The sequence below is a fragment of the Janthinobacterium sp. CG_23.3 genome (assembly GCF_046115965.1).
GTDB lineage: Bacteria > Pseudomonadota > Gammaproteobacteria > Burkholderiales > Burkholderiaceae_D > Janthinobacterium.
This window is the reverse complement of sequence record NZ_JBJXIB010000088.1, coordinates 1-25,435: the sequence shown is the minus strand read 5'-3', so window position 1 is coordinate 25,435 and position 25,435 is coordinate 1. Positions and strand designations below refer to the sequence as shown.

18 protein-coding genes and 1 pseudogene are annotated in these 25,435 nt (G+C 66.4%); 15 read left to right on the top strand and 4 right to left on the bottom strand.

All coding sequences use genetic code 11. The features are described from left to right. Window positions 1–168: 168 nt before the first annotated feature. The 4 genes from ACFDR9_RS19000 to ACFDR9_RS18985 all read left to right on the top strand — a co-directional run bounded on the left by ACFDR9_RS19000 (window position 169) and on the right by ACFDR9_RS18985 (window position 5,612). A complete protein-coding gene (locus ACFDR9_RS19000; protein WP_409032015.1) occupies window positions 169–1,674 on the top strand; it encodes a CoA-acylating methylmalonate-semialdehyde dehydrogenase in 1,506 nt (501 codons plus the stop codon). A 169-nt stretch (window positions 1,675–1,843) separates the two neighbouring features. Further along, window positions 1,844–3,049, top strand: coding sequence for a maltoporin (locus tag ACFDR9_RS18995; protein ID WP_409032014.1), 1,206 nt, complete (start codon window positions 1,844–1,846; stop codon window positions 3,047–3,049). Window positions 3,050–3,202: 153 nt separating this feature from the next. Next, a complete protein-coding gene (locus tag ACFDR9_RS18990) occupies window positions 3,203–4,093 on the top strand; it encodes a substrate-binding periplasmic protein (protein ID WP_409032013.1) in 891 nt (296 codons plus the stop codon). A 313-nt stretch (window positions 4,094–4,406) separates the two neighbouring features. After that, a complete protein-coding gene (locus ACFDR9_RS18985) occupies window positions 4,407–5,612 on the top strand; it encodes a DUF4382 domain-containing protein (RefSeq protein WP_409032012.1) in 1,206 nt (401 codons plus the stop codon). On the opposite strand, the gene ACFDR9_RS18980 is transcribed toward ACFDR9_RS18985, so the two are convergent. Further along, window positions 5,602–5,991, bottom strand: coding sequence for a hypothetical protein (locus ACFDR9_RS18980; RefSeq protein WP_409032011.1), 390 nt, complete (start codon window positions 5,989–5,991; stop codon window positions 5,602–5,604). The two genes, ACFDR9_RS18985 and ACFDR9_RS18980, sit on opposite strands and share 11 nt — an antisense overlap. A 98-nt stretch (window positions 5,992–6,089) precedes the next feature. Here ACFDR9_RS18980 and ACFDR9_RS18975 point away from each other — a divergent pair, with 98 nt between their 5' ends. After that, window positions 6,090–7,265 carry an ABC transporter substrate-binding protein gene (locus tag ACFDR9_RS18975; protein ID WP_409032010.1) on the top strand — a complete coding sequence of 392 codons (1,176 nt, stop codon included), beginning with the start codon at window positions 6,090–6,092 and terminating at the stop codon, window positions 7,263–7,265. Window positions 7,266–7,315: 50 nt separating this feature from the next. On the opposite strand, the gene ACFDR9_RS18970 is transcribed toward ACFDR9_RS18975, so the two are convergent. Beyond that, window positions 7,316–8,224, bottom strand: a complete 909-nt coding sequence (locus tag ACFDR9_RS18970; protein ID WP_409032009.1) for a LysR family transcriptional regulator — start codon at window positions 8,222–8,224, stop codon at window positions 7,316–7,318. A gap of 118 nt (window positions 8,225–8,342) precedes the next feature. Between ACFDR9_RS18970 and ACFDR9_RS18965 the strand changes: the two genes are divergently transcribed. The 6 genes from ACFDR9_RS18965 (at window position 8,343) to cobA (ending at window position 14,012) form a co-directional block, all read left to right on the top strand. Further along, entirely contained in the window at window positions 8,343–9,356 is a 1,014-nt protein-coding gene (locus tag ACFDR9_RS18965) for an NADP-dependent oxidoreductase (protein ID WP_409032008.1), read from the top strand. Window positions 9,357–9,489: 133 nt separating this feature from the next. Then, the gene (locus ACFDR9_RS18960) at window positions 9,490–10,257 is read left to right on the top strand and encodes a transcriptional regulator (RefSeq protein ID WP_409032007.1); all 768 of its coding nucleotides are present in this window, start codon (window positions 9,490–9,492) and stop codon (window positions 10,255–10,257) included. Between the two features lie 74 nt (window positions 10,258–10,331). After that, window positions 10,332–10,985 carry an ANTAR domain-containing response regulator gene (locus tag ACFDR9_RS18955; RefSeq protein WP_198292010.1) on the top strand — a complete coding sequence of 218 codons (654 nt, stop codon included), beginning with the start codon at window positions 10,332–10,334 and terminating at the stop codon, window positions 10,983–10,985. A 284-nt stretch (window positions 10,986–11,269) separates the two neighbouring features. Continuing rightward, window positions 11,270–12,496, top strand: coding sequence for a CmpA/NrtA family ABC transporter substrate-binding protein (locus ACFDR9_RS18950; protein ID WP_409032006.1), 1,227 nt, complete (start codon window positions 11,270–11,272; stop codon window positions 12,494–12,496). Between the two features lie 51 nt (window positions 12,497–12,547). Beyond that, window positions 12,548–13,222, top strand: a complete 675-nt coding sequence (locus tag ACFDR9_RS18945; RefSeq protein ID WP_409032005.1) for a methyl-accepting chemotaxis protein — start codon at window positions 12,548–12,550, stop codon at window positions 13,220–13,222. Window positions 13,223–13,241: 19 nt separating this feature from the next. Then, window positions 13,242–14,012 (top strand): uroporphyrinogen-III C-methyltransferase, encoded by a 771-nt coding sequence (gene cobA, locus ACFDR9_RS18940; RefSeq protein ID WP_017876129.1) that lies wholly within the window; start codon window positions 13,242–13,244, stop codon window positions 14,010–14,012. A gap of 69 nt (window positions 14,013–14,081) precedes the next feature. Here cobA and ACFDR9_RS18935 read toward each other — a convergent pair whose 3' ends face one another. Both ACFDR9_RS18935 and ACFDR9_RS18930 read right to left on the bottom strand, forming a co-directional pair. After that, complete coding sequence (locus ACFDR9_RS18935; RefSeq protein WP_409032004.1) at window positions 14,082–15,251, bottom strand: hypothetical protein; 1,170 nt, start codon at window positions 15,249–15,251, stop codon at window positions 14,082–14,084. Window positions 15,252–15,283: 32 nt separating this feature from the next. Beyond that, window positions 15,284–15,694, bottom strand: a complete 411-nt coding sequence (locus tag ACFDR9_RS18930) for a hypothetical protein (RefSeq protein ID WP_409032003.1) — start codon at window positions 15,692–15,694, stop codon at window positions 15,284–15,286. A gap of 555 nt (window positions 15,695–16,249) precedes the next feature. Here ACFDR9_RS18930 and ACFDR9_RS18925 point away from each other — a divergent pair. From ACFDR9_RS18925 to ACFDR9_RS18910, 4 genes and pseudogenes are all read left to right on the top strand, one after another. Further along, window positions 16,250–17,125, top strand: a complete 876-nt coding sequence (locus ACFDR9_RS18925; protein WP_017876126.1) for a hypothetical protein — start codon at window positions 16,250–16,252, stop codon at window positions 17,123–17,125. Then, window positions 17,115–18,416: a hypothetical protein gene (locus ACFDR9_RS18920; RefSeq protein WP_409032002.1), complete on the top strand. Its 1,302-nt coding sequence runs from the start codon at window positions 17,115–17,117 to the stop codon at window positions 18,414–18,416. The genes ACFDR9_RS18925 and ACFDR9_RS18920 overlap by 11 nt, the downstream gene beginning before the upstream one ends. Before the next feature lie 633 nt (window positions 18,417–19,049). Beyond that, complete coding sequence (locus ACFDR9_RS18915) at window positions 19,050–21,302, top strand: putative bifunctional diguanylate cyclase/phosphodiesterase (RefSeq protein WP_409032001.1); 2,253 nt, start codon at window positions 19,050–19,052, stop codon at window positions 21,300–21,302. Further along, window positions 21,299–25,435 (top strand): annotated as a pseudogene (locus ACFDR9_RS18910) (HAMP domain-containing protein); the annotation flags it as partial. The gene ACFDR9_RS18915 and the pseudogene ACFDR9_RS18910, both read left to right, overlap by 4 nt.

Sequence of the window (25,435 nt, the reverse complement as noted above, 5' to 3'; positions counted from 1 at the left end):
ATCCAAAACACGCAAAGCCAGGCCGAAGCCGCACAAGCACATGGCCCAAAAACCATGTTAAAAGGTTGGAAAATCCTTAACTTGGGTGGATTGGGGGCTGACCCCGGGGTTACGCCGGTGGTTGTGAACCGTCCCCTGACAAACCATGTAACTTACCGAAAGTTTCAAATGACAACGCAACTGCAAAACATTGGCCATTTCATCGGCGGGCGCCCACTCGCCTCCAATTCCGAGCGCACCAGCGAGGTGTTCAACCCGGCCACCGGCGCCGTCAGCGCGAAAGTCTCGCTGGCCACCACGAGCGAGCTGAACGCCGCGGTCGCGTCGGCCCACGCCGCCTTCCCGGCCTGGTCGGCCACCTCGCCGCTGCGCCGCTCCCGCGTGATGTTCAAATTCAAGGAGCTGATGGAGCAACACGCCGACAAGCTGGCGGCCCTGATCACCGCCGAGCACGGCAAAGTCTTCACCGACGCCAAGGGCGAAATCGCGCGCGGCATCGAAGTGGTCGAATTCGCCTGCGGCATTCCGCAACTGATGAAGGGCGAATACACCGAGCAGGTCGGCAACGGCATCGACGCCTGGACCATGCGCCAGGCGCTGGGCGTGTGCGTCGGCATCACGCCGTTCAACTTCCCGGTCATGGTGCCGATGTGGATGTTCCCGATGGCCATCGCCTGCGGCAACACCTTCGTGCTGAAACCGTCCGAGCGCGACCCGTCGGCCAGCCTGTTGATGGCGCAGTTGCTGACCGAGGCCGGCTTGCCGGACGGCGTCTTCAACGTGCTGCAGGGCGACAAGGACGCCGTCGAAGGCTTGCTGGCGCACCCGGACGTGCGCGCCGTCAGCTTCGTCGGCTCGACCCCGATCGCCGAGCACATCTACGCCACCGGCTGCGCCGAGGGCAAGCGCGTGCAAGCCCTGGGCGGCGCCAAGAACCACATGGTGGTGATGCCGGACGCCGACCTGGACCAGACCGTCGACGCGCTGATGGGCGCGGCCTACGGCTCGGCCGGCGAGCGCTGCATGGCGATCTCGGTGGTGGTGGCGGTGGGCAACGTCGCCGACAAGCTGGTCGAGGCGCTGGTGCCGCGCATCCGCGAGCTGAAAATTAGCCAGGGCATGGACCTGGCGGCCGAAATGGGGCCGGTCGTCACCCAGGTACACAAGGACAAGATCGTCGCCTACATCAACGACGGCGTCGCCGCCGGCGCCACGCTGGTCACCGACGGCCGCGGCTTCGTGCTGCCGGGCCATGAAAAAGGCTTCTTCCTGGGCGGCACCCTGTTCGACCACGTCACGCCGGACATGAGCATCTACAAGGAAGAGATTTTCGGGCCGGTGCTGTGCATCGTGCGCGTGCCGGACTTCACTGCGGCGCTGGACCTGGTCAACGCCCACGAATTCGGCAACGGCACGGCGATCTACACGCGCGACGGCAACACCGCGCGCGAGTACACCCACCGCGTGCAGGTCGGCATGGTCGGCGTCAACGTGCCGATTCCCGTGCCGATGGCCTTCCACAGCTTTGGCGGCTGGAAGCGCAGCCTGTTCGGCGACCACCACGCGCACGGCCCGGAATCGGTGCGCTTCTACACCAAGCAAAAGTCTGTCACGCAGCGCTGGCCGGCGTCGACCGCCTCCGGCGCCGAGTTCGCCATGCCGACGATGAAATAGTCTCAGGCGGCGTGGCTCCCCATGGTGCAACCGGCGTTCACCGCGCCAGGGGGGGAGTCTCGTCCAAAATTTTGCAACCCATGAAGGGAGGTGCGTTCTACCGCCGGAAAGCGACCTGAACACAGGCGCCGTTATTCTAAAACTAAAATTATATGCTGGGGATACGACAATGAAACACTGCATTTTGAAGACCTTGCCCGCCGCACTGATGCTGGCCCTGAGCGCCGGCGCCGTCTGCGCCAGCGACGCCGAGGGCGAGTTCCACGGCTATTTCCGCGCCGGCGTCGGCACCAACTCGGCTAACGGCAAGCAGGCTTGCTATGGCCTCGAAGGCGTCGCCAAGTACCGCCTGGGCAACGAGTGCGATTCCGACGGCGAGTTCGGCTACACCAAGGAATTGCTGAAGGCGGCCAACGGCGCCAGCTTCGTCGGCACGTTCTGGGCCGCCGCCTACACGCCGACCTCCGACATCGGCGATGAAAAGCTGAGCGTCGCGCAAATGTTCATCGAAGCCAAAAACCTCGATTTCATGCGCGGCGGCGTGGTCTGGATCGGCAAGCGTTATTACAACCGCCCCGACATCCATATGATCGACTTCAAGTACTTGCACGGCGACGGCGTCGGCGGCGGCGTCGCCGGCCTGCCGCTGGGGCCGGGCAAGTTCAGCTACGGCCTGTTCCGCAACGACCTGGACAAAAGCACGTCGGCCACGCGCCACAGCTTCAGCTATGACGGCGTGGCCGTCAACCCCGACGGCAGCCTGAAGTTCGACGTCAGCCTGATCAACAAGGACTCCGCGGTCGCCGGCGCCCACAACGGCTGGTCCGCCTCGCTGATCCATATTCAGGACAAGGTGCTGGGCGGCGACAACAAATTCGGCCTCCAGTACGGCGTCGGCGCCGGCACCAAGATCGGCGGCACCGGCGACATCAGGCAGGGTTCGGACGTCAAGCGCAGTCGCGTGTTCGATACCATCGCCTGGCAAATCACGCCGGAGTTCGGCGGCTCGGCGCTGGCGCTGCTGCAAAAAGACCGCGGCAACGCCGGCAGCCAGACCTGGACCTCGTTCGGCGTGCGCCCAGTGTATGCGCTAAGCGACAACCTTAAGCTGCAACTGGAATTGGGCCACGACCGCATCAAGCCGGCCAGTGGCGGGGCGACGCAGCAATTGACCAAGCTGACGTTCGCGCCGACCATCGCCGCCGCCAAGGGCTTCTGGTCGCGCCCGGAACTGCGCGCCTTCGTCACGTACGCGAAGTGGAACGCCGCGGCCCAGGCCTCGGCCACCGCAGGCAGCACGCTGTCGAGCAGCGGTGTGTTTGGCGGCAACACCAACGGTACCTCGGCCGGCCTGCAAGTCGAGGCGTGGTGGTAATTTAGGTGTAAGCTCACCAGACTCGTCCGTTTTCGGACGGGCCTGGTTTTCGCGAGCGTATCCGCCTACAGAGCGGGCCGGCCGCGGAAACACACCCGCCTGCGCGCACGCCGGGCGCGGGCGGTTCTCGTTGTTTATTGGGGGATGACATATATGTTGAAATATATATCGGGAACGGCAACAAAAATCAGTGTGTTCGTCGCCGCCGCGCTGCTGTCGACGGCGGCGCTGGGCGCGGGTCTGAAGGTGACGTATCCGGCCTACGAAACGGCCGGCGACACGCGCTTCAACGACTTGATGGAAATCATGCGCACCGCGCTGGAGAAGACCACGGCCGAGTTCGGCCCGTTCGAACTGGAGGCCTCGTCCGAGAAAATGAACGAGGAGCGCACCCTGAGCGAACTGAAAAACGGCAAGGTCGTCAATATCGCCTGGAGTTCGACCTCCAGCGACAAGGAGCAAGACTTGCTGCCCATCCGCATTCCGCTGCGCAAGGGCATCCTCGGTTACCGCGTCGCGCTGATCCAGGCCGACAAACAGGCCGAAATCGACAAGATCACCACGCTGGCGGAGCTGAAGAAGTTGACGATCGGCCAAGGCACCGGCTGGGGCGACGTCAAGCTGTACGAATCGAACGGCTTCAATGTGACGACGGCGAAATACGACGACCTGTTCAAAATGACGGCGACAGGGCGCTTCGACTTGTTCCCGCGCGGCATCAGCGAAGCCTTCGCCGAGCAGGAGCGCAACGTCAAGGCCAACCCCAACCTGGTGGTCGAAAAAAACATCCTGATCTACTATCCGTGGCCCTACTATTTCTTCTTCAACAAAAGCGACACCGTCTTGCAGAAACGTATGGAAGCGGGCATCCGCAAGATGATCAAGGACGGTTCGTTTGACGTGATCTTCAAGAAATATAACGGCAAGGCGATCGCCCAGGCCAATCTGAAGGGCCGCAAAATCTTCCGCATCAAGAACAACCTGCTGCCGAAGGAAACGCCGTTCGAGGACCCGACCTTGTGGTTCAACCCGGTTAGCCAGTAGGTAGGCAGCAAGTAGCCAGCAAGTAGACAGTAAGTAGCTAGTAAGCGGGCATCTCCGGCAAACGGCGATGCCCTTTTTGCGTTTGGCAATGCGGAGGCGGGATCTAGAAGGCGCTGGAATCTATTCGGAAACATGGCAAAAAATATTTGCCGCCACGGGATTTTTTGTGTCGCAGTCTATTGTTGCCAATGCGGGCCAGGCTTACGTGCGCCAGCGAACGGTATTGATCTTGCCTGCAGGGTATATTTGTTTCACAGGGCGGCAGGTGCTGCTTTGGAACAAAAGATAGACCATCACTCTAGAGGCCATAAAAATGACAACGTCAACTTCACGCATCGCTTTGATTTCCACCACTATCCTCGCCGCGGCAACGTTGGCGGCATGCGGCGGCGGCGGCGGCGGTAGCGCCACCGCCACCGGTACGCTGGGCGTGTCGATGACCGACGCGCCGGCCTGCGGCTTCGACGCGGTCAATGTCACGGTGTCGAAAGTGCGCGTGCACCAGAGCGCCAGCGCCGGCGACACCGATGCCGGCTGGACCGACATTACGCTGAGCCCGGCGCGCAAGATCAATCTCTTGAACCTGACCAACGGCGCGCTGGAGACGTTGGGCGAGACGCCACTGGCCGTCGGCCATTACACGCAGATGCGTCTGGTGCTCGACGCCAACGCCAACAACGCGCTGGCCAACTCGGTGATCGCCACCGGCACCACGACCGAGGTCAGCCTCGACACGCCAAGCGCGGTGCAAAGCGGCATCAAGCTGGTCAACGAGTTCGACGTCGCCGCGGGCCAGCGCGTCGACCTGGTGCTGGACTTCAACGCCTGCAAATCCGTGGTTACCAAGGGCAACGGCAAGTACGCGCTGAAGCCCGTCGTGAAGGTGGTGCCGACGGTGCTGAACGGTATTTCCGGCTTCGTCAACAAGGCGCTGCTGGCCAGCCACGTGATGGTATCGGCGCAGCAAAACGGCGTGGTCATCGCCTCGACGGCACCTAGCGCCACGACGGGCGAATTCTTCCTGGCCCGCCTGGCTCCCGGCAGTTACGACGTGGTCATTACGGCCGACAACAGCGCCGCCGCAGTGGTCGCCGCCGTTCCGGTAACCAGCACGACCAGCACCACCACCTTAAGCACGTCGGCCGCGCCGTTCAGCCTGGCGCCAAGCGCGCAGGGTTCGATCAGCGGCAAAGTGACGCTGCCGGCCGGCAGCACCGAGGTCGCCTACGTCGCGGCGAAGCAGAGCTTTGCCGCCGGGCCGACCGTGACGGTGAAGTACCAAGGCGCCGACATCTCGACCGGCGTCTACTCCTTGAAAACGCTGCCGCTGGCCGCACCGCAGTTTGCGCTCTACAGCGCGGCCTTGCCATTGAGCTTTGCGGCGGCGCCGACGACAACACCGGGCACCGGCAAATATCGCGTGGAAGCGAGCGCGACCGGCTATGCCTCCGTGACGGCGCCTGTGCTTGATATTTCGCTTGTGAACCAGGCCAACATCGACTTCACGCTCACGCCATAAGTGAAGCCAGCCTGGTGAATCCGATGCCGGCCTGCGCGCCGGCATCGGCCGTCGCGTCCCTCAGGTTTTTGTTGAACATGTACATTGCCGCAGTGGCAGCTACCTTGGTGGCTAGCTGGACACGGTGCGCGGCAAGATGCCCGGGCTGGTGCCCGGCAGTTTTTCGGTGGTTGACGCGCGCGACGTGGCGCTGGCGCATATCGCCGCCGCCGAGCGCGGCCGCAGTTACGAGAGTTACCTCGCGGCCGGCCGCCACATGACAAGCTGCTGCCGAAGGAAACGCCGTTCGACGACCCGAGCTTGATTCAACCCGGTTAGCCAGTAAGCGGGCGGCGCCGGCGCGACGGTCGCGCCGGCGTTGCACGACAACGGCCGACATGCGTTGGCGCACTGGATTGCCTTTCTGCTATGGTATATTTGTTTTGGGGCGTTTGGCGCCGCGTTGAAGCATATACCCATGACAGTCGAGGCGAAACAGTGAAAAAATCCATTTCCAGCGGCTTGAACACATTCGCCTGCGCGACAATCGCCGTTGTGTGCGCCGTGCTGGCCGGCCCGCACGGCGCGGCCGTGGCGGCCGAACCGATCCGCATCGGCTCGGTGGTCTCGGCCACCGGCCCGGCGGCCTACCTCGGCGACCCGGAGTTGAAGACGCTGCAACTGTACATCGAGCGGCTCAACGCCGAGGGCGGCGTACTGGGGCGCAGGCTGGAACTGGTCCACTACGACGACGGCAGCGAGGCGAACAAGGCCGGCAGCTTTGCCAAGCGCCTGATCGAGTCCGACAAGGTCGACCTGATCATCGGCGGCACCACCACCGGGTCGAGCCTGGCCATGATCCCGCTGGTGGAGCAGGCCGGCATGCCGTTCATCTCGATGGCGGCCGGCGTGTCGATCGTCGAGCCGGTCAAGAAATGGGTGTTCAAGGTGGCGCCAACCGACCGCATGGCGGCCGAAAAGGTGTTCACCGACATGAAGCGGCTGGGGCTGCTCAGGATCGGCCTGCTGTCCGAAACCAGCGGCTTCGGCCAGTCCGGCAGCACGGAAACCCAGGCGGTGGCGCCGCGCTTCGGCATCACCATCGTTGCCAATGAAACTTATGCGCCGAGGGACACCGACGTCACCGCCCAGCTGACCAAGATCAAGTCGGCGCCCGGTATCCAGGCGGTGTTCGTGTTCGGCGCCGGGCAGGGGCCGGCCGTCGCCACCAGGAACTACCAGCAACTGGCGATCGCGCTGCCGCTGTACCAGTCGCATGGAGTAGCGTCGGCGGAGTACATTAAACTGTCCGGCGCCGCGGCCGACGGCGTCAAGCTGCCGGCGGCGGCGCTGGTGGTGGCCGGCCAGTTGGCGGCGGACGACCCGCAGAAGGCGGTCGTGACGGCCTACGAAAAAACCTACCGCGAACGCTACAAGGCCAGCGTCTCCAGCTTCGGCGGCCACGGCTACGACGCGTTGATGATCGCGGTGGCGGCGCTGAAAAAGGCCGGCGGCAGCGACAAGAACAAGGTGCGCGACGCCATCGAGGAAACCACCGGCTACATCGGCACCGCCGGCCGGGTCGACATGACGCCGGCCGACCACATGGGCCTGAACCTGACCGCCTTCCGCCTGCTCGACGTCAAGAACGGCCAGTGGCGGTTGCTGCGTTAAATTCAAACCGACGGCATTTGCCGGTGGTGTTTACTGGCTGCGCCGGCAATTCAAGTGTGAGCCGAAGGCTTCTGGTCGCCTATCCGTGCCAGCAGGAAGTCGACGAAGGCGGAGGTTTTCATCGCCAGGAACTCGCGGGCCGGGTAGACCGCGTACACCGGCGTGCCGGGCGGCAGCGGGCAGTGCGCCAGCACCGGTACCAGTTCGCCGCGCGCCATTTCCTCGGCCGCCAGCGCGCGCGGCACGCGCAGGATGCCGACCCCGGCCGCCGCCGCCGTCACCAGCGCGCCGCCGTCGTTGATGCGCAGCGGACCGTCCACCGGCACCGTGTACGGTCCGTCGGCGCCGATAAAGACCCACTGGTCGGCCACATAGTCGCCGTTGGCGTAGATCAGGCAGGCGTGTGCGCGCAGCTCGTGCGCCGTCTGCGGCGTGCCGGCGCGCGCCAGGTAGGCCGGCGCCGCCACGATAACGCTGGGGTTGTCCGACAGCTTGCGGGCGATCAGCGAGGAGTCGGCCAGCGGCGCGGCGCGGATGGCGACGTCGATCTGCTCGGCGATCAGGTCGACCAGGTGTTCTTCCATTTGCAGCGTTACTTTCACCTGCGGGTAGAGGGCGGTGAATTCGGCCAGCAGCGGCACCATCCGGCGCCGCCCCGCCATCGAGCACGATACGCGCAGCACGCCGCGCACCTGCTGCTGGTGCTGGTCGGCCAGTTGTTCGATGTTGTCGAGCGCGCGGCCGATCTGGCGCGCCTCCTGCAGCACCAGTTCGCCGATTTCGGTCAGCGCCAGACGCCGCGTCGAGCGCTGGATCAGGCGCGCGCCCAAGTCTTGTTCGAGCCGCGCCAGCTGGCGCGAGAGCACCGATTTGCCGCAGCGCAGCTGGATCGCGGCGCGGCTGATGCTGCCGGCCTGGACGATGGTGGCGAAGATCGCCAGATGTTGTGGATTGAGCATGCTTCCTTTTTATTGTCGCCAATACGGCAACAATGTAATGCCATATTGGCGGCTTATCAGGCAATTAGATACATTTTATACTGCATGTCATCGTCAGCCACTCAAGGGAGAATAGTATATGAGCATCACCAACCACCAGTTCCAGCTTGCCAGCCGCCCGGTCGGCGCGGTCCAGCGCAGCGATTTCCATTACGTCGGCGAGGCGCTGCGCGCGCTGGCCGACGGCGAGGTGCAGATCAAGGTGTTGCACGTGTCGCTCGACCCGGCCATGCGCGGCTGGATGAACGAGAGCAAGGAATCGTACATGCCGCCGGTCGCCATTGGCGAGGTGATGCGGGCCATCGGCGTGGGGCGGGTGACGGCGTCGGCCAACCCGGCGTTCGCGGTCGGCCAGCATGTGGTTGGTTTGCTGGGCGTGCAGGAATACGCGATTAGCAACGGCCAGGGCCTGAACAAGGTCGACCCGGCGCTGGCGCCGCTGCCGATGTACCTGAGCGCGCTGGGCATGCCGGGCCTGACCGCGTATTTCGGTTTGCTCGACGTCGGCCAGCCGAAGGCCGGCGAGACGGTGGTGGTGTCGGGCGCGGCCGGCGCGGTCGGCACGCTGGTCGGGCAGATCGCCAAGCTCAAGGGCGCGCGCGTGGTGGGGATCGCCGGCGGCACCGACAAGTGCCGCTATCTGGTCGAGGAACTCGGCTTCGACGCCGCCATCGACTATAAGAGCGAGGACGTGGGCGCGGCGTTGCAGCGCCTGTGCCCGCGGGGAATCGACGTGTTCTTCGATAACGTCGGCGGCGACATGCTCGACGCCGCGCTGGCGCGGCTGGCGTTGCACGCCCGCGTGGTCATTTGCGGCGCGATTTCGCAGTACAACAGCACCGGGCCGGTGAAGGGACCGGCCAACTACCTGCAACTGCTGGTCAAGCGCGCCACGATGAAGGGCATCATGGTGGCCGATTATTATCCGCGGGCGACGGAGGCAATGACGGAGATGGGTGGCTGGATCGCCGCCGGCAAGCTGAAAACCCGCGAGGACGTGGTGCAGGGCCTGGAGTCGTTCCCGGAAACCTTCCAGCGCCTGTTTAGCGGCGAGAACAAGGGCAAGCTGGTGTTGCAGCTCGCCGCCGAGTAATGTCGCGCAGCTTCCCGCCTCCCTTGCGGCAGCGGTAGAGCAGTCGCCGCGGCCGCGCGGCCGTGGCAGCCGACCCTTGTCGTTGTTTGGTGCATGGTATAAGCTCACTGGTATTGATTTTCGATACTTGACCATGTCCCAGACCCATGACCTGATCGCCACCCTGAAGCGTTTGCTGAAGGGCAGGGGCGTCACCTACGCCGGCGTCGCCGCCCACCTTGGCTTGAGCGAGGCCAGCGTCAAGCGCCAGTTTTCGCAGCAAAACTTCAGCCTGCAAACGGTGGAGGCGATCTGCGGGCTGCTGCGGATGGAGCTGTACGAGGTGGTGCAGGCGGCCGAGAAGGCGCAGGCCGAGTTGCACCGGCTAACCGAGGCGCAGGAGGCCGAGCTGGTGGCCGACCCGGGCCGCGTGCTGACGGCGGTGTGCGTGCTGAACCACTGGACGGCGGCGCAGATCGTCGCCACCTACCGGCTGACGCCGGCGCAGTGCACCGCCCATCTGCTGCAACTGGACCGGCTTGGCCTGATCCACCTGATGCCAGAGAACCGCGTCAAGCTGCGCATCGCGCGCGACTTCGCCTGGTTGCCGGACGGGCCGATCCAGCGCTTCTTCCAAGACCGCATCCAGAACGACTTCCTGCACGGGCGCTTCGACCAGCCCGGCGAGCAACTGCGCTTCCAGCACGCGATGCTGACGCCGGCGGCCAACCTGCGCTTCCAGCAGCGCCTGCAAAAGCTGGTGCGCGAGTTCACCGAGCTGCACCAGGAGTGCGCCGACGCGCCGGCCGACGCCCGCTACGGCACCAGCCTGCTGCTGGCGGTGCGGCCGTGGGAGCCGGCCGCGTTCGAGGCCTTGCGGCACGCGCCCGACACCCGCCCGTTCACGCTGAAGGCAGGTTAGGGTGGACTGCGCCGCCGGGCGACTGGTTTGATTCTTGCTTGTGTAGACGGCAGTCCCTTTTTAGAAAAGTTTTCATGACGTCCAAAAGAACGTTGACCCCGCCCGTGCGCAACCTGCGCATCGTTGTCGTCAATACCATCATCGACCCCGAGGCCGAGCGCGACGGCGCGCTTGGGGCGCAGGCGCGGCGCGGCAATTTGCTGCGCATCGGCCTGCTCGAATCGGGTTACGACATCGTCGCCTCGTTGCCGGCGGACATGTATCTACCCGAGCGCATCGCCCAGCTGCAACCCGACCTGATCATCGTCGACGCCGAGTCGGACGCGCGCGACGTGCTCGAACACATCGTCGTCGCCACCCGCGACGAGCGCCGCCCGATCGTCCTGTTTACAGAGGACGAGACCACCTCCAGCATGGACGCGGCGATGGCCGCCGGGGTCTCGGCCTACATCGTCGCCGGCCTGCAGGCCGAGCGCATCAAGCCGGTGTTGAACGTGGCGATGGCGCGCTTCAAGCAGGAGCAAAAGCTGCTCGCCGAGCTGTCCGACACCAAGCACAAGCTGGCCGAGCGCAAAGTGATCGAGCGCGCCAAGGGCTTGCTGATGGCGCACCACCAGCTGTCCGAGGACCAGGCCTACCAGAAACTGCGCAGCATGGCGATGAACAAGAACCTGAAGCTGGCCGAGATCGCCCAGCGCATCCTCGACGTCGAGGACTTGCTGGGCTGAGCGTGCCGCCATGGTGCGCCGCACAACGATGGTGCGCTTTTTGCCCCGCTAGAAGACATGGCTTGGCTTGTTTGCCGCTGCCGCCCCCCCAAAGTGTCCGGGTTACGCCCTTGCGGGCTAGCCCGACTTCCCACCGTTGCCGCGGTTGGCACGCTCCTTGCTGAATATGAACTAACGGTGGCGGCCAATGGCGGTGGCCACCGTCCAAGACAAAGGCGTCTTTCAAGCATGAACGATTCGTGCCGGAGAGACGCTTTTTCATTTTCGGAACTACAAGGAGCGGTATGTCAGAACAAGCGAGCGCAGCGGCCTGGGTGGCGGGGTCGGACAAGCCGGAGAAGGACACGGTCAGGATCGGCTTTTTGCCGCTGACCGATTGCGCCTCGCTGGTGATGGCGGCGGTGCTCGGCTTCGACCGCAAGTACGGTATCCAGATCGAGCTGCGCAAGGAAGCGTCGTGGGCCGGCGTGCGCGACAAGCTGTGCAACGGCGAACTGGACGCGGCGCACGCGCTGTACGGCATGGTCTACGGCGTGCAACTGGGCGTGGGCGGCTTGCGGCGCGACATGGCGGTGCTGATGAACCTGAACCACAACGGCCAGGCGATCACGCTGTCGAGCAAGCTGGCAGGCGAGGGCGCCGTCGACGGCGCCTCGCTGGCGGCGCTGATGCGCGCGCGGCCGCGCTCCTACACCTTCGCCCAGACCTTCCCGACCGGCACCCACGCGATGTGGTTGTATTACTGGCTGGCGGCGCACGGCATCGACCCCTTCCGCGACGCCCAGGTGATCACCATGCCGCCGCCGCAGATGGTGGCGAACCTGCGCGCCGGCCATATGGACGGCTTCTGCGCCGGCGAACCGTGGGGCCACAAGGCCATCGTCGACGGCGTCGGCGTCACCGCCGCGACCACCCAGCAGATCTGGCCCGACCATCCGGGCAAGGTGCTGGGCGCCACGCGCGCGTTCGTCGAACAGAACCCGAACACCTGCCGCGCGCTGATCGCCGCCGTGCTCGACGCCGGCAAGTGGATCGACGCCTCGGCCGCCAACAAGCGGAAGATGGTCGAGGTCATCAGCGCCGCCGAATACCTCAACACCGACCCGGCGTTGATCGCGCCGCGCATCCTCGGGCATTACCAGAACGGCCTGGGCAAGAGCTGGGAAGACCCGCGCAGCCTGAAGTTCCACCGCGAGGGCGCCGTCAACTTCCCGTATCTGTCGGACGGCATGTGGTTCATGACGCAGCACCGCCGCTGGGGCCTGCTCAAGGACGAGCCGGACTACCTGGGCGTGGCGACGGCGGTCAACCAGGTCGCGCTGTACCGGGAGGCGGCGGCGCTGGCCGGCACCGCGCTGCCAAGCGGCACGATGCGCAGCTCGACGCTGCTCGACGGCAAGGTATGGGACGGCAGCGACCCGGCGGCCTACGCCGCCTCGTTCGAGATCCGCTACGAGAAGCGTGATGTTCGTCGGTCGGGTTGGCCGGCACCGGATTGCGCGTTGCGCTAATCCAACCTACCGAAGCTAAAAATCGATACACAAGCAAAGAAGGAGTTGACGATGCTGATGACGGAACCGATCAAAATGGCCGGCAAGGCGCACGACGTGGACGTGCCGCTGTCGGGCGAAGTATTCGGCGCGCTGATCAACCTGTCCGGGCGGCGCCGCTTCACCTCGCAGCGGCTGGTGCTGTACACGCTGCTGGTCCTGCACGGCGACGCCGCCGCGGCGGCGGTGGCGCGCGAGGCGCTGGGCCTGTTTCGTACCGCCCACATCGCGCTGGTCAACGGCGACAGCAAGCTGCCCGGTATTTTTTGCCCGGAGCTGCAGGACGCCTACTTCGGCAGCCTCGGGGGCGACCGCAAGATCCTCGGCTTCATCGCGCTGGCCGAGCGTACGCTGTTCGCCGTCGAGCAAGGCAAGCGCGACGGCGCCGGGCTGGTGGCCGAACTGGTGTGCATGACGACGCCCATCCTGGCCGTGCTGAACCAGATCACCACGATCTACGAGGAGCAGTCCAAGCGCCACTCGCTGCTGATGAAAAAGCAGTTGCGCGGCGTCATTACCGACATCGAGACGATCGCCAAGCAGGCCAAGATGGTGGCCTTCAACGCCCGCATCGTCGCCGCCCGGGCCGGCCACGCCGGCCGGGAATTCGCCGTCGTGGCGGGGGTGCTGTCGAACATCACCGGCGAAATCGACGACATGGTCAAAGCGGCCTTGAGCGCCGCCTAAATTACACTGGAGCATAGCGATGAGCAAGCAAGGTAGCGTGACACTGGTCGGGGCCGGCCCCGGCGACCCGGAATTGTTGACCATCAAGGCGCTGCGCGCCATCGAGCGGGCCGAGGTGCTGCTGATCGACGACCTGGTCAACCCGGACATCCTGGCCTTCGCGCCGGCGACGGCGCGGGTGATCGAGGTGGGCAAGCGCGGCGGCTGCCAGCAGACGCCGCAGGAATTCATCGAGCGCCTGATGGTGGCGGAGGCGCGCGCCGGCCACCGCGTGGTGCGCCTGAAGGGCGGCGACCCGTATCTGTTCGGCCGCGGCGGCGAGGAGCGCGCCACGCTGCGCGCGCACGGCATCGCCGTCGACGTGGTGCCCGGTATCAGCAGCGGGCTGGCGGCGCCGGCCGGCATCGGCGTGCCGCTGACGCACCGGCGCTGGAGCCAGGGCGCGGTGTTTGTCACCGGGCACGGCAAGGACGCCGCGTCCGAACCGAACTGGGCGGCGTTGGCGCAGAGCAAGCTGACCTTGGTGGTATACATGGGCGTGGCGCGCTGCGAGGCGATCCAGGCGGGCCTGCTGGCGGGCGGCGCGGCGGCGTCGACGCCGGTGGCGGTGGTGCAGTCGGCCAGCCGGGCGGGGCAGCGGCAACTGTTGACCACCTTGGGCGAGCTGCCGGGCGCGCTGCGCGCCAGCGGCCTGGGCAGCCCGAGCATTATCGTGATCGGCGACGTCGTGCGCTGCGCCGACGATTGGTGCGAGCTGTCCGATCTGGCGCAAAGCGCCGGGCGCCGCTGACGATGTCCTCGATGGCGGCCGTCTGGTCGCCCGCGCCAAGGCAGGCGCCGCCTAGCGCGGGCGGAACGACTAGAAAATCCCCTGCAGCGACACCGACAGCAATTTCGAATCGCCGAAGAACGGGTAGGGATATTGCGACCTGTCCTTCGATACGTCGTATTGCAGCTTGAGCGCCATGTTCTTGCGCACGTCCCAGCGCAGCGACAGATATTGCGTGTTGCGTCCTTCGATGGGTTGTGTGATCGTGCGGTAGCGCGAAAAAGTGTACATCGGCGTCCACGCGCCGTACTGGTAGCCGACCCCGAACAGCGCATATTTATATACATTGTTGAGGCCCTTGCCGGCGTCGATTTGCTCGTAGCGGTCGACTTCGGTCTTCACCAGCCAGTTGCGGTAATCCATGTTCACCGACAGGCCCATGATGCGGGTGCTCTGATCGTCGATGATGCTGGCGCGGCTGCCATCGGGGTTGTCTTGCCAGGTCGAGCCGTTGTAATGCATCAGCATGGCGCGCGCGTCAAACACGCCATTATTTGCCGAGGCCGAGGCGCCGACGATGTTTTTCCATGATTCGTGCGTCGGCGTCGTGTAATAGATCAGGGTGTCGTAGGCGTCGTGCTTTTGCGTGTAGCCGCCGGCCCAGGCCGTAAACGTGCCGGCCCAGTCGGTGGCGCCGAACTGGGTGCGGTAACTGACGTTGGCCCCGTTGTAGGCGTAGATCGGCCAGCCGTATACGTCCGGCATCGGCCGCACCCACGGATAGGCGTAGCCGATGTACAGATAGTCGCTATAGTAATAGAGCGGAATGCGCATCTTGCCGGCCTGGAAAGTCCAGGCCGAATCGGCCGACGGTGACCAGGTCGCGTACAACCAGTCGACGGTCGGGCGCGACCCCTCGTTCGGATTATTGGCGCGCGCCACCAACTGCGTCGTCAGCGACAGGGTCGGCGTGAAATCCTTCTTGATCTGCACCCCCAGCAGGGACTCTTGGTCAACCTGAAAACCCTTGTCCTTTTGGTAGACGCTGACGTATTCCCAGCCCTGGATGGTGCACGGGCATTTCCATTGCTGATAAGTCCAGGGCGCGCTGCTGCCTTGCGCCGTGCCGCTCAAGACCTTGGCCCCGGTCAAATTATAAAAACCGGTCAGTTTCAGGCTGCCGTCGTCGCTGAGGTCGATGGCGCCGGCGTGGCCGGCCGCCAGCGTTGCAAGCGCCAATGCGATCAGTGTTTTTTTCATCGAGCAATCTCCAGGCATGGGAAGGGCGCGCATCAGGGCACGGTCGCGACGACTTTGACGCTGTCGTCGACGGCCGCTTTTTCGATATAGGCGATGGCGTTGACGTTCTCGCCAACCGCTTTCTTGACGTCGGCGCTGGACTTGTATTCCTTTGGCGCCTTGCCCTTGCCGGTAAAAATGAGCTTGGCCCAGACGGCCTGCACCTGGGACGGCTCTTTTTCCAGCACTTTTTTATAGAATTCGGCGCGGATGGCCGAGCCCTCGGCCTGCTCGATCGGCGTAAACAGCACCGAACCGCCGAGAAAGAATTGCGCCGCCTGCGAGGGAAACATCTTGGTGGCGGGGTTTTTCGGATTGACCACGAGTACCAACTCGGCGCGGGCGGGAACGGCGCCCATCGCCAGAAGCAGCAGCAGCGTGGGCAGACGGCGTGGTCGTTTCATCGTTGTTCCTGTCATCTGTTTGGGCGCCGACGAGGCGCGCGCCCTATCATCGAAGTCGTCCACCGCGCCGGGCGCGAGCCCGGGGGAGACGACCAGAAAGCGGTTCTGTTGCCGGCGCGGGAAACGATGGCGTTGGCATGCCCGACGTTTTTAGTCTACCTCGGATATTGCGCCCAAACAATGAAAGCGCGAGGAAACCGGATGTTCGGCCGTCGACGTTTCATTTACGCGACATTCATCCGGCGGCGCCGATGCCGGACGGAGGTGACGACGCTTTCCCGCCACCGCCGGCAAGCGGTGCGCGTTGTTGCACCTTTTTTGAGGTAATTTTGCAACAAAAACCAGCTTGCCTAGACAATTCGCATGGCCTGGCGAGCCAATATGGCGCGTGGCTCCCCGCGCATGCTCTACAACCTTTCCTAAAAGATATGCTTATCAACAAGCCGCATCAGCCAAGTGGCGGACCGGCGGCGCGCCCGCGCCGTCGCCGCCCGGCCATCGTCGCGCGGTCATCACGTGTAGCTTCATTCATCCTACCCCCCTGTGGAGATTTAAATGACAAGACTGTGCCGTGTTTTCCTGACCCTCCTGCTGCTGGCCGTGACCAGCGTCGCCAGCGCCACCAACTACAGCCTGTGGATTAACGGGCGCAACGGCGGCGGCGTCGTGGGCGACTACAACAGCTTCACCTACTGGGGGCCGGCCGCGACCGCCGCCGGCGTCAATAAAAAGGCCGTCAACTGGGACGGCTACAACAGCATCGCCTCGCAAAACGGCAAGATCCGCGACGCCCTCGACTGCTTTTGCACCGGCCAGAACTGGTGCTACGTCGCCACCCACAGCGCCGGCGACCTGATGATGGGTTACACGATGTCCAACTACGGCGGCAGCGCGCGCCTGAAAAAGAACGCCAGCCCGGGCGCCGGCGGTACCTGCGGCAATGCCGACGGCAGCACCCAGGTCGGCTGGAACATCAAGTGGGTGCGCGCGGCATCGGGCGCCGGCGGCGGCTCCGAACTGTCCGACCTCGGCTCGTGGGGCAGCTCCGAACCGCTGGTCAAGGACTTGAAAACGGCCACCGCGCGCGCCATGTATAACCACAACGACACCCGCAACGTCATGTTCTACATGTACGCCGGCGGCAAAGGCTCGTTTTATTCCTTCATGCTGCCGGGCCAGGACGACCAGGCCGTGGGCTACCACAGCACCGGCGGCGTCGCCGGCGCGGCCGGCCAGTCGCTGTGCAACCCGGGCGACTCGTGCGCCGAACTGACCGCGGGCAGCGGCGCCAACGGCAATGGCAGCAGCAAGTGGAGCAACCATTCGGTGGAGTTCCGCGACACCCAGGAGCAATACGACCACTACACCAGCGCCAACTGGCTGGGCATCGTTTCGGTGGTGCGCGGCGTGATGGTGAACAGTGCCCTCTAAGCGTCCCGGCGGCCCGCGCCGCACGCCGCCGCCAGGCCCGGCCCCGGCCGGCTGGCTGCGGCGCCACTGGCCGGCGGCGTTGGCGTTGGCGTTGGCGGCCGGGCTGGCCGCCATCGGCGTGTCGCTGTGGCCGGCGTCCGGCGACGCCAGCGTCGCCGCCGTCGCGCCGGTGGCGAGGGCATCGGCGCCGGCCTGGCCCGGCGTCGGCGCCGCGCCCGGCTTGCCGGCGCCGGCCGCCAGCCAGTTGCAGCAATTGCGCAGCCAGCTAGAAGAGGCCGACCGCGCCTATTGCGACTACCGCGACAACACCCGCTACCCGAACGCCTCGCGGCCGATCGCCGAGCACCCCGACCAGGTCTATCCGAACCGGCCGGTGGCGGAGGCGCATGCGATGCGCACCGACAAGGGTAGCGACAGCTCGGTGCAACTGCACACCTCGCAGTCGCGCGTGTTCATGGCGCCGGGCGAAAGCGTGACCTTCACGCTGAAGGCGGTCGACGGCGCCGGCGCGACCTTGCCGCTGTTCGTCACCCGCTCGGCGGCGCGCGGGCTGACCTACGGCGCCAGCCGCCCGGTCTCCCCCGTCACGCTGCAATTCGGCGACGACGGCGGCAAGGGCGACGCGGCGGCCGGCGACGGCACCCATTCGGCCACGCTGGCGCCGACGCAGAGCGGCTTCGCCCAGTTCAACGGCACCATCCGCACCGAGATCAGCTATAACGTCGGCGACCGCAGCGGCGTCGTCGTGTTCGACGTCATCTACACGCCGGAAGTGCCGGCGACCTGGTCCGGCCCGGTGCGCGACGCGCTGGAAAACGGCTCGCTGGTCTACTATTTGAAGGCCGAGGTGCGCAAGGCCGGGCGTTACGTGGTCAGCGGCCGCGTCGACGACGCCAAAGGCAAGCCGTTCGCGCTGGCCAGTTTCAACGAGCTGCTGCCGGCCGGTCCGAACCAGATCAAGCTGACCGTGTTCGGCAAGCTGATCGGCGACCAGCAGGCGGCGCTGCCGCTGACCTTGCGCGACGTCGACGCCTATCTGCTGAAGGAGGATACCGACCCCGACCGGGCGTTGATGCCGCGCCTGGAAGGCACCGTGCATGTGAGCAAGAGCTATCCGGCCACGGGTTTCGCCGACGCCGAATGGCAGAGCGAGGAGCGCAACCGCTACCTGGCCGAGCTAGGCAGGGATGTCGAATCGGCCAAGCAGGGTTTGCTCAAGGTCGCGCCGGAACAAGCCGCCTCGCCACTGCTGACGCAGCGCTGCGCCAGGGCGGGCGGCGCCAAACGCTGACGGTAGCGGATGCCGCGGCAGCGCGGAAGTGCTTTCCCGCCCGCGCTGTCCCACGCCTGGCGCCGACCGGATCGCGTTGCGGGCGCCGTGTCGCGCTGGGCCAGGCGACGGCTTGGACATACTCAATCGGGCTGGCGCGGATAACGTCGTTTTCCATCGCTTGCGCCGGCCCGGATGAACCGGCTTGTTCTGGAAATCCCGAGCTCGCTTGAAGATGAAGCCGTTGCCGCCGTCGCAGGGCAATAGTCTAGCATTGCACGCGCGGCCAGTGTGCCGTCGCGCGGACACTGGCCGGTTTCCAGCAAGCGCAAAGGCCGGGGCGCGCACGCGGCGGCGCGCAAACGGCTCATGCCGGTGAGCGCCCGGCGCGGCCGCGGACGAGTATGTTTGGCGGCCGGCGCCGGGCAATGGTGCGGCGTGCCGCGGGCAAGTGGGTTAAGATTTAGTCGCACGAATCAGGCCTAGTGACACTAGACGATGAACCCGCCGTCCAACCTACAGACAGATCGATCCGCAGTGCGGCGACGAGTCCGCGCGGCATCGGTGAACGAAATAAGCAGGGACTGTTTTCGCGCGAAGAGGACAGGGTCCCTGGGTTGGCTTCGGCGTAATTGACACTGCGGAACGAGCCCAATGGATCCCTCCGACACCCGTACCGAAACCGGTACCCCTACCCCTACCCGCGCCGAAATCGCCGCCGAAACCGCCGCCGCCCCCGCCGCCGCGACCGCTACCGAGGGCGATCCCGGCGCCGGCCCGGCGCGCCGCGACGAGGTCAGCGTCCTGCTCGTCAACGACGACCCGGGCACCTTGTTTGCGCTGCGCGCCATCTTGACCGACCTCGACGCGGAGATTGTCTGCGCCGCCTCCGGCGAGCAGGCCCTGATGCGGCTGCTCCACCAGGACTTCGTCGCCATCGTGCTCGACGTCAAGATGGCCGGCCTTGACGGCTTCGAGACGGCGCGGCTGATCCGCCTGCGGCCGCGCTCGCAATGCACGCCGATCATCTTCCTGACTTCGCACCGCGCCACCGACCTCGACCGCACGAAGGGCTATGACCTGGGCGCCGCCGACTACCTGTTCATGCCGGTGCCGCCCGAGGTGCTCAAGGCGAAGGTGCAGGGCTTGATCGATCTGGCGCGCAGCCAGCCGCCGCCGGGCGCGGCCGCCGGGGGCGCCGCCGGCGGCCCCGAGCGTTGCGCCGACGCCGAGCGCCTGATCGTCCAGCACGCCGGCGACTACGTGGCCCTGCTCGACAGCGCCGGCGCCTGGTTGTACGCCAGCCCCAGTTATGTCGATGAATTCGGCGCCGCGATCGAGCTCGGCGGCAACTACGCCGGCATCGTCCATGCCGACGACCGCGAGCGCGTGCGCGCGGCGCTGGCGCAACTGGTCGCCGGCGACGCCCACCGGCGCCTGCAGTACCGGGTGCTGGGCCGTACCGGCCGCTACCTGGAGTCGGCCACGAACCTGGTCCGCGCGCCCTCGGGCGCCGTGGCGCAGGTGGTGATGGTGTCGCGCGACATCACCGAGCGCAAGGAAATGGAGGCCTACGTGTTGCACCAGTCGTTCCACGACGCCCTGACGGGTTTGCCCAACCGTCTGTTGCTGGAGGACCGCATGCGCCAGGCCACCGCCCAGGGGGAGCGCCAGCACGCCACGGTGGCGGTGCTGTTCATCGACCTCGACCATTTCAAGGAGATCAACGACTCGCTCGGCCACGCCGCCGGCGACCGGCTGCTGCAGGACGTCGCCGAGCGGCTCGGCACCTGCGTGCGCGACGGCGACACCGTGGCCCGCCTGGGCGGCGACGAGTTCGTGGTGCTGCTGGTGGGCATGCACGACGTCGAGGACGCGGCGCTGGTGGCCGACAAGATCCTCGCCGCCGTCTCCGCCGCCTGCCAGATCGAAGGCCGCCATTTGCGCGTCACGCCCAGCGTCGGCATCGCCGTCTTCCCCGACGACGGCCAGCAAGCGGCGACGCTGCTGCGCAACGCCGACACCGCGATGTACCATGCCAAACAGGAGGGCGGCGCGCGCTTTTCCTTCTTCACCCCGCGCATGCACGAGGCGGCCAGCCGCAAGCTCGAGCTCAGCTGCGCGCTGCAGCGCGCCGTCGGCGCCGGCGAGTTCGTGCTGCACTACCAGCCCAAGGTGTGCGCGGCCAGCGGCGACATCTGCGGCTTCGAGGCGTTGATGCGCTGGCCGCAGGCCGACGGCCGGGCGATCCCGCCGGCCGTGTTCATCCCGGTTGCCGAGGAAACCGGGCGCATCGAGGTGATCGGCGCCTGGGCGATACGCGAGGCGGCGGCGCAGCTGCGGCGCTGGGGCGCCCTGGGCTTGGGCGGCGTGCCGATCGCCGTCAACGTGTCGGCGCTGCAATTGCGCCGCGACACGGTCGCGCGCGACATCGCCGCCGTGGTGCGCGGCGCCGGCATCGCGCCGTCGATGCTCGAGCTCGAGCTGACCGAAAGCGCCGTCATGGGCAACCCGGCGCTGGCGGTGCAGACGCTGCGCCAGATCCACGCGCTGGGCATGACGATCGCCATCGACGACTTCGGCACCGGCCATTCCTCGCTGGCCTACCTGAAGCGCCTGCCGATCGACAAGCTGAAAATCGACGCCTCCTTCGTGCGCGACATCGCCACCGACGCCGGCGACGCGGCCATCGTGCTGGCCATCATCACGCTGGCGCACGTGCTGCGCCTGACCGTCATCGCCGAGGGGGTCGAGACGGCGGCGCAGATGGAGTTCCTGATCGCCCACGGCTGCGACGAATTGCAGGGGCACTATTTCAGCGAACCGGTGTCCAACGAGCAGGCCCTGGAACTGTTGCGGCGCGGGCCGTTCAGGCTGGCGCGGCCGCAGACGGGGGGGGCGGCATGAATCCACAGGCGGCACCGGCGGAGCGGCGCGCGGCACCAGCGCAGCGGCGCGCGCACGACCTGGGCGCCGGGGGCGGCGGCGGCGGCCGCGCGTTCGGCCCGTTGCTGTTGCAGGCCCTCACCGCGCTGCGCGAGGGCGACTTCAGCGCGCGCCTGGGGCAGGACTGGGGCGGCGTCGACGGCAAGATCGCCGACGCCGTCAACGACATCGCCAGCACCCACGAGCAGCTGGCCAGGGCGGTCGGGCACGTCTCGCTGCTGGTCGGCAGCGAAGGCCGGCTGGGCCAGCGCATGCAGTTCGAGCGCACCGCCGGCGCCTGGGGCGCCGAACTCAACGCGATCAACTCGATGATCGACAACCTGGTGCAACCGGTGCGCGACGTCGGCCGCGTCATCGGCGCCGTGGCGCGCGGCGCGCTCAGCGAAAGCATGCAGCTCGACATCGAGGGACGCCCGCTGAAGGGCGAGTTCCTGAAGAACGCCCACATCATCAACACCATGCTCGAGCAGCTCAACAGCTTTTCCAGCGAGGTCACGCGGGTGGCGCGCGAGGTCGGCACCGAGGGCAAGCTTGGCGGCCAGGCGATGGTCCAGGGCGCCTCCGGCGTCTGGAAGGACTTGACCGACAACGTCAACCTGATGGCCAGCAACCTGACCGGCCAGGTGCGCAACATCGCCGAGGTGACCACGGCGGTGGCCCAGGGCGACCTGTCGCGCAAGATCACCGTCGACGTCAAGGGCGAGATCCTGCGCCTGAAGGACACCATCAACCTGATGGTCGACCAGTTGAACAGCTTCGCCGGCGAGGTGACGCGGGTGGCGCGCGAGGTCGGCACCGAGGGCAAGCTGGGCGGCCAGGCCGACGTCAAGGGCGTCTCGGGCGTTTGGAAGGACCTCACCGAGAGCGTCAACCTGATGGCCAACAACCTCACCGGCCAGGTGCGCAACATCGCCGAGGTGACCACGGCGGTGGCGCAGGGCGACCTGTCGCGCAAGATCACGGTCGACGTCAAGGGCGAGATCCTGCGCCTGAAGGACACCATCAACATCATGGTCGACCAGTTGAACAGCTTTGCCGGCGAGGTGACGCGGGTGGCGCGCGAGGTTGGCACCGATGGCAAGCTGGGCGGCCAGGCCGAGGTCAAGGGCGTCGCCGGCGTGTGGAAGGACCTCACCGAGAGCGTCAACCTGATGGCCAACAACCTCACCGGCCAGGTGCGCAACATCGCCGAGGTGACCACGGCGGTGGCGCGCGGCGACCTGTCGCGCAAGATCACCGTCGGCGTGCGCGGCGAAATCCTGCAACTGAAGGACACCATCAACATCATGGTCGACCAGTTGAACAGTTTCGCCGGCGAGGTGACGCGGGTGGCGCGCGAGGTCGGCACCGAGGGCAGGCTAGGCGGCCAGGCCCAGGTCAAGGACGTCGCCGGCGTCTGGAAGGACCTCACCGACAGCGTCAACGCGATGGCCAGCAACCTCACCGGCCAGGTGCGCAACATCGCCGAGGTGACGACGGCGGTGGCCCGCGGCGACCTGTCGCGCAAGATCACCGCCGACGTCAAGGGCGAGGTGCTCGAACTCAAGAGCACCATCAACATCATGGTCGACCAGTTGAACAGTTTCGCCGGCGAGGTGACGCGGGTGGCGCGCGAGGTCGGCACCGACGGCAAGCTGGGCGGCCAGGCCCAGGTGAAGGACGTCTCCGGCGTCTGGAAGGACTTGACCGACAGCGTCAACGCGATGGCCGGCAACCGAGGGCAAGCTGGGCGGCCAGGCCGACGTCAAGGGCGTCTCCGGCGTGTGGAAGGACCTCACCGACAACGTCAACCGCATGGCCAACAACCTCACCGCGCAGGTGCGCAACATCGCCACCGTCACCACGGCGGTGGCCAACGGCGACCTGTCGCAGAAAATCACCGTCGACGTCCAGGGCGAGGTGCTGCAGTTGAAGGACACCATCAACATCATGGTCGACCAGTTGAACAGCTTCGCCGGCGAGGTGACGCGGGTGGCGCGCGAGGTCGGCACCGACGGCAAGCTCGGCGGCCAGGCCCAGGTCTCCGGCGTCTCCGGCGTCTGGAAGGACCTCACCGACAGCGTCAACCTGATGGCCGACAACCTGACCGACCAGGTGCGCGGCATGGCCAAGGTCGTCACCGGGGTCGCGGTGGGCAACCTGAAGCGCAAGATGATGGTGCCGGCCAAGGGCGAGATGGCCTCGCTGGCCGACACCATCAACGACATGGTCGACACGCTGGCGACCTTCAGCGACCAGGTGACGCGGGTGGCGCGCGAGGTCGGCGTCGAGGGCCGCCTCGGCGGCCAGGCGGTGGTGCCGGGCGCCGCCGGCAGCTGGAAGGACCTGGTCGACAACGTCAACGAACTGGCGGCCAACCTGAGCACCCAGGTGCGGGCGATCGGCGAGGTGGCCACGGCGGTGACCAAGGGCGACCTGATGCGCTCGATCCAGGTGGCCGCGCGCGGCGAGGTGGCCGACCTGAAGGACAATTTGAACCAGATGATCCGCAACCTCAGGGAAACCACCGAGCGCAACACCGAGCAGGACTGGTTGAAGACCAACCTGGCGCGCCTGACCCGCATGCTGCAGGGACAGCGCGACCTCGGCGCCGTCGCGCGCCTGCTGCTGTCGGAGCTGGCGCCGCTGGTGGCCTCGCAGCACGCGGTGCTGTACCTGATGCAGGCGCCGGCGCGGCAGGGCGGCGGCGCCGTCCGCCGCCTCAGCCTGGTGGCCAGCTACGGCTACCAGCAGCGCAAGAACCTGTCGAACGAATGGGCCGTCGGCGAGGGCGTCGTCGGCCAGGCCGCGCTGGAAAAAAAACGCCTGCTGATCACCCACGTGCCGGACGACTACGTGCCGATCGTCTCCGGGCTCGGCCAGGCCAGCCCGCGCAACATCGTCGTGCTGCCGATCCTGTTCGAGGAGCAGGTCAAGGCGGTCATCGAGATCGGCGCCTTCAGCCCCTACCAGGCGATCCACCTGAGCTTTCTCGACCAGCTGGCCGAGGGCCTGGGTATCGTCTTCAATTCGATCGAGACGGCCTCCGGCACCGAGGCGCTGCTGCGCCAGCAGGCCCAGGCGCTGGAGGGGGAGTTCCAGTCCCAGCAAAACGAGTTGCAGAAAACCAACGCGGAACTCGAACGCAAGGCGCGCCAGTTGTCCGAGCAAAACGCCGAGGTCGAGCGCAAGAACCGCGAAATCGAAGTGGCGCGCAACAGCCTGGAGGACAAGGCGGCGCAGCTGGCGCTGACGTCGAAGTACAAATCCGAATTCCTCGCCAACATGTCGCACGAGTTGCGCACCCCGCTCAACAGCCTGCTGCTGCTGGCCGAGCAGCTGCGCCAGAACCGCGAGCAGAACCTCAGCGAGAAGCAGCTCGAGATGGTGCGGGTCATGCATGGGTCCGGGCGCGACCTGCTGCACCTGATCAACGACATCCTCGACCTGTCGAAAATCGAGGCGGGCAGCGCCACGCTGGACATCGAGGACGTCGCCACGGCCGAGCTTGCCGGCGACCTCGACAAGGCGTTCCGCCACCTCGCCGAGTCCAAGGGCCTGGCCTTTTCGCTCGACGTCGCCGCCGACTTCCCGGCCGTCGTGCGCAGCGACGGCCAGCGCCTCAAGCAACTGCTCAAGAACCTGTTGTCGAACGCGGTCAAGTTCACCGCCAAGGGCGGCGTGTCGCTGTCGGCGCGCATCGCGCGCTCCGGCTGGGGCGCCGGCAGGCCGGCTCTGGAACAGGCCGCGCTGGTGCTCGCCTTCAGCGTCAGCGACAGCGGCATCGGCATCGCGGCGGCGAAGCAGGGCGTGATTTTCGACGCCTTCCAGCAGGCCGACGCCAGCACCGCGCGGCGCTACGGCGGCACCGGCCTGGGGTTGGCCATCAGCCGCGAAATCGCCCGGCTGCTGGGCGGCGAGCTCGACGTCGCGAGCGGGGAGGGCCGCGGCAGCACGTTCACCCTGTATTTGCCGCAGCCGCCGGCGGCGCCGGGCCAGCGCGCCGCGGCGGCGCCGCGCGGCGCGGAGAAGACGGGCGACGTGGCGGAACAGAGGGAGGGGGGGAGAAAGGGACAAGAGGGGGATAGCGCAGGGAGGAATAGGGGGGGGGGAGG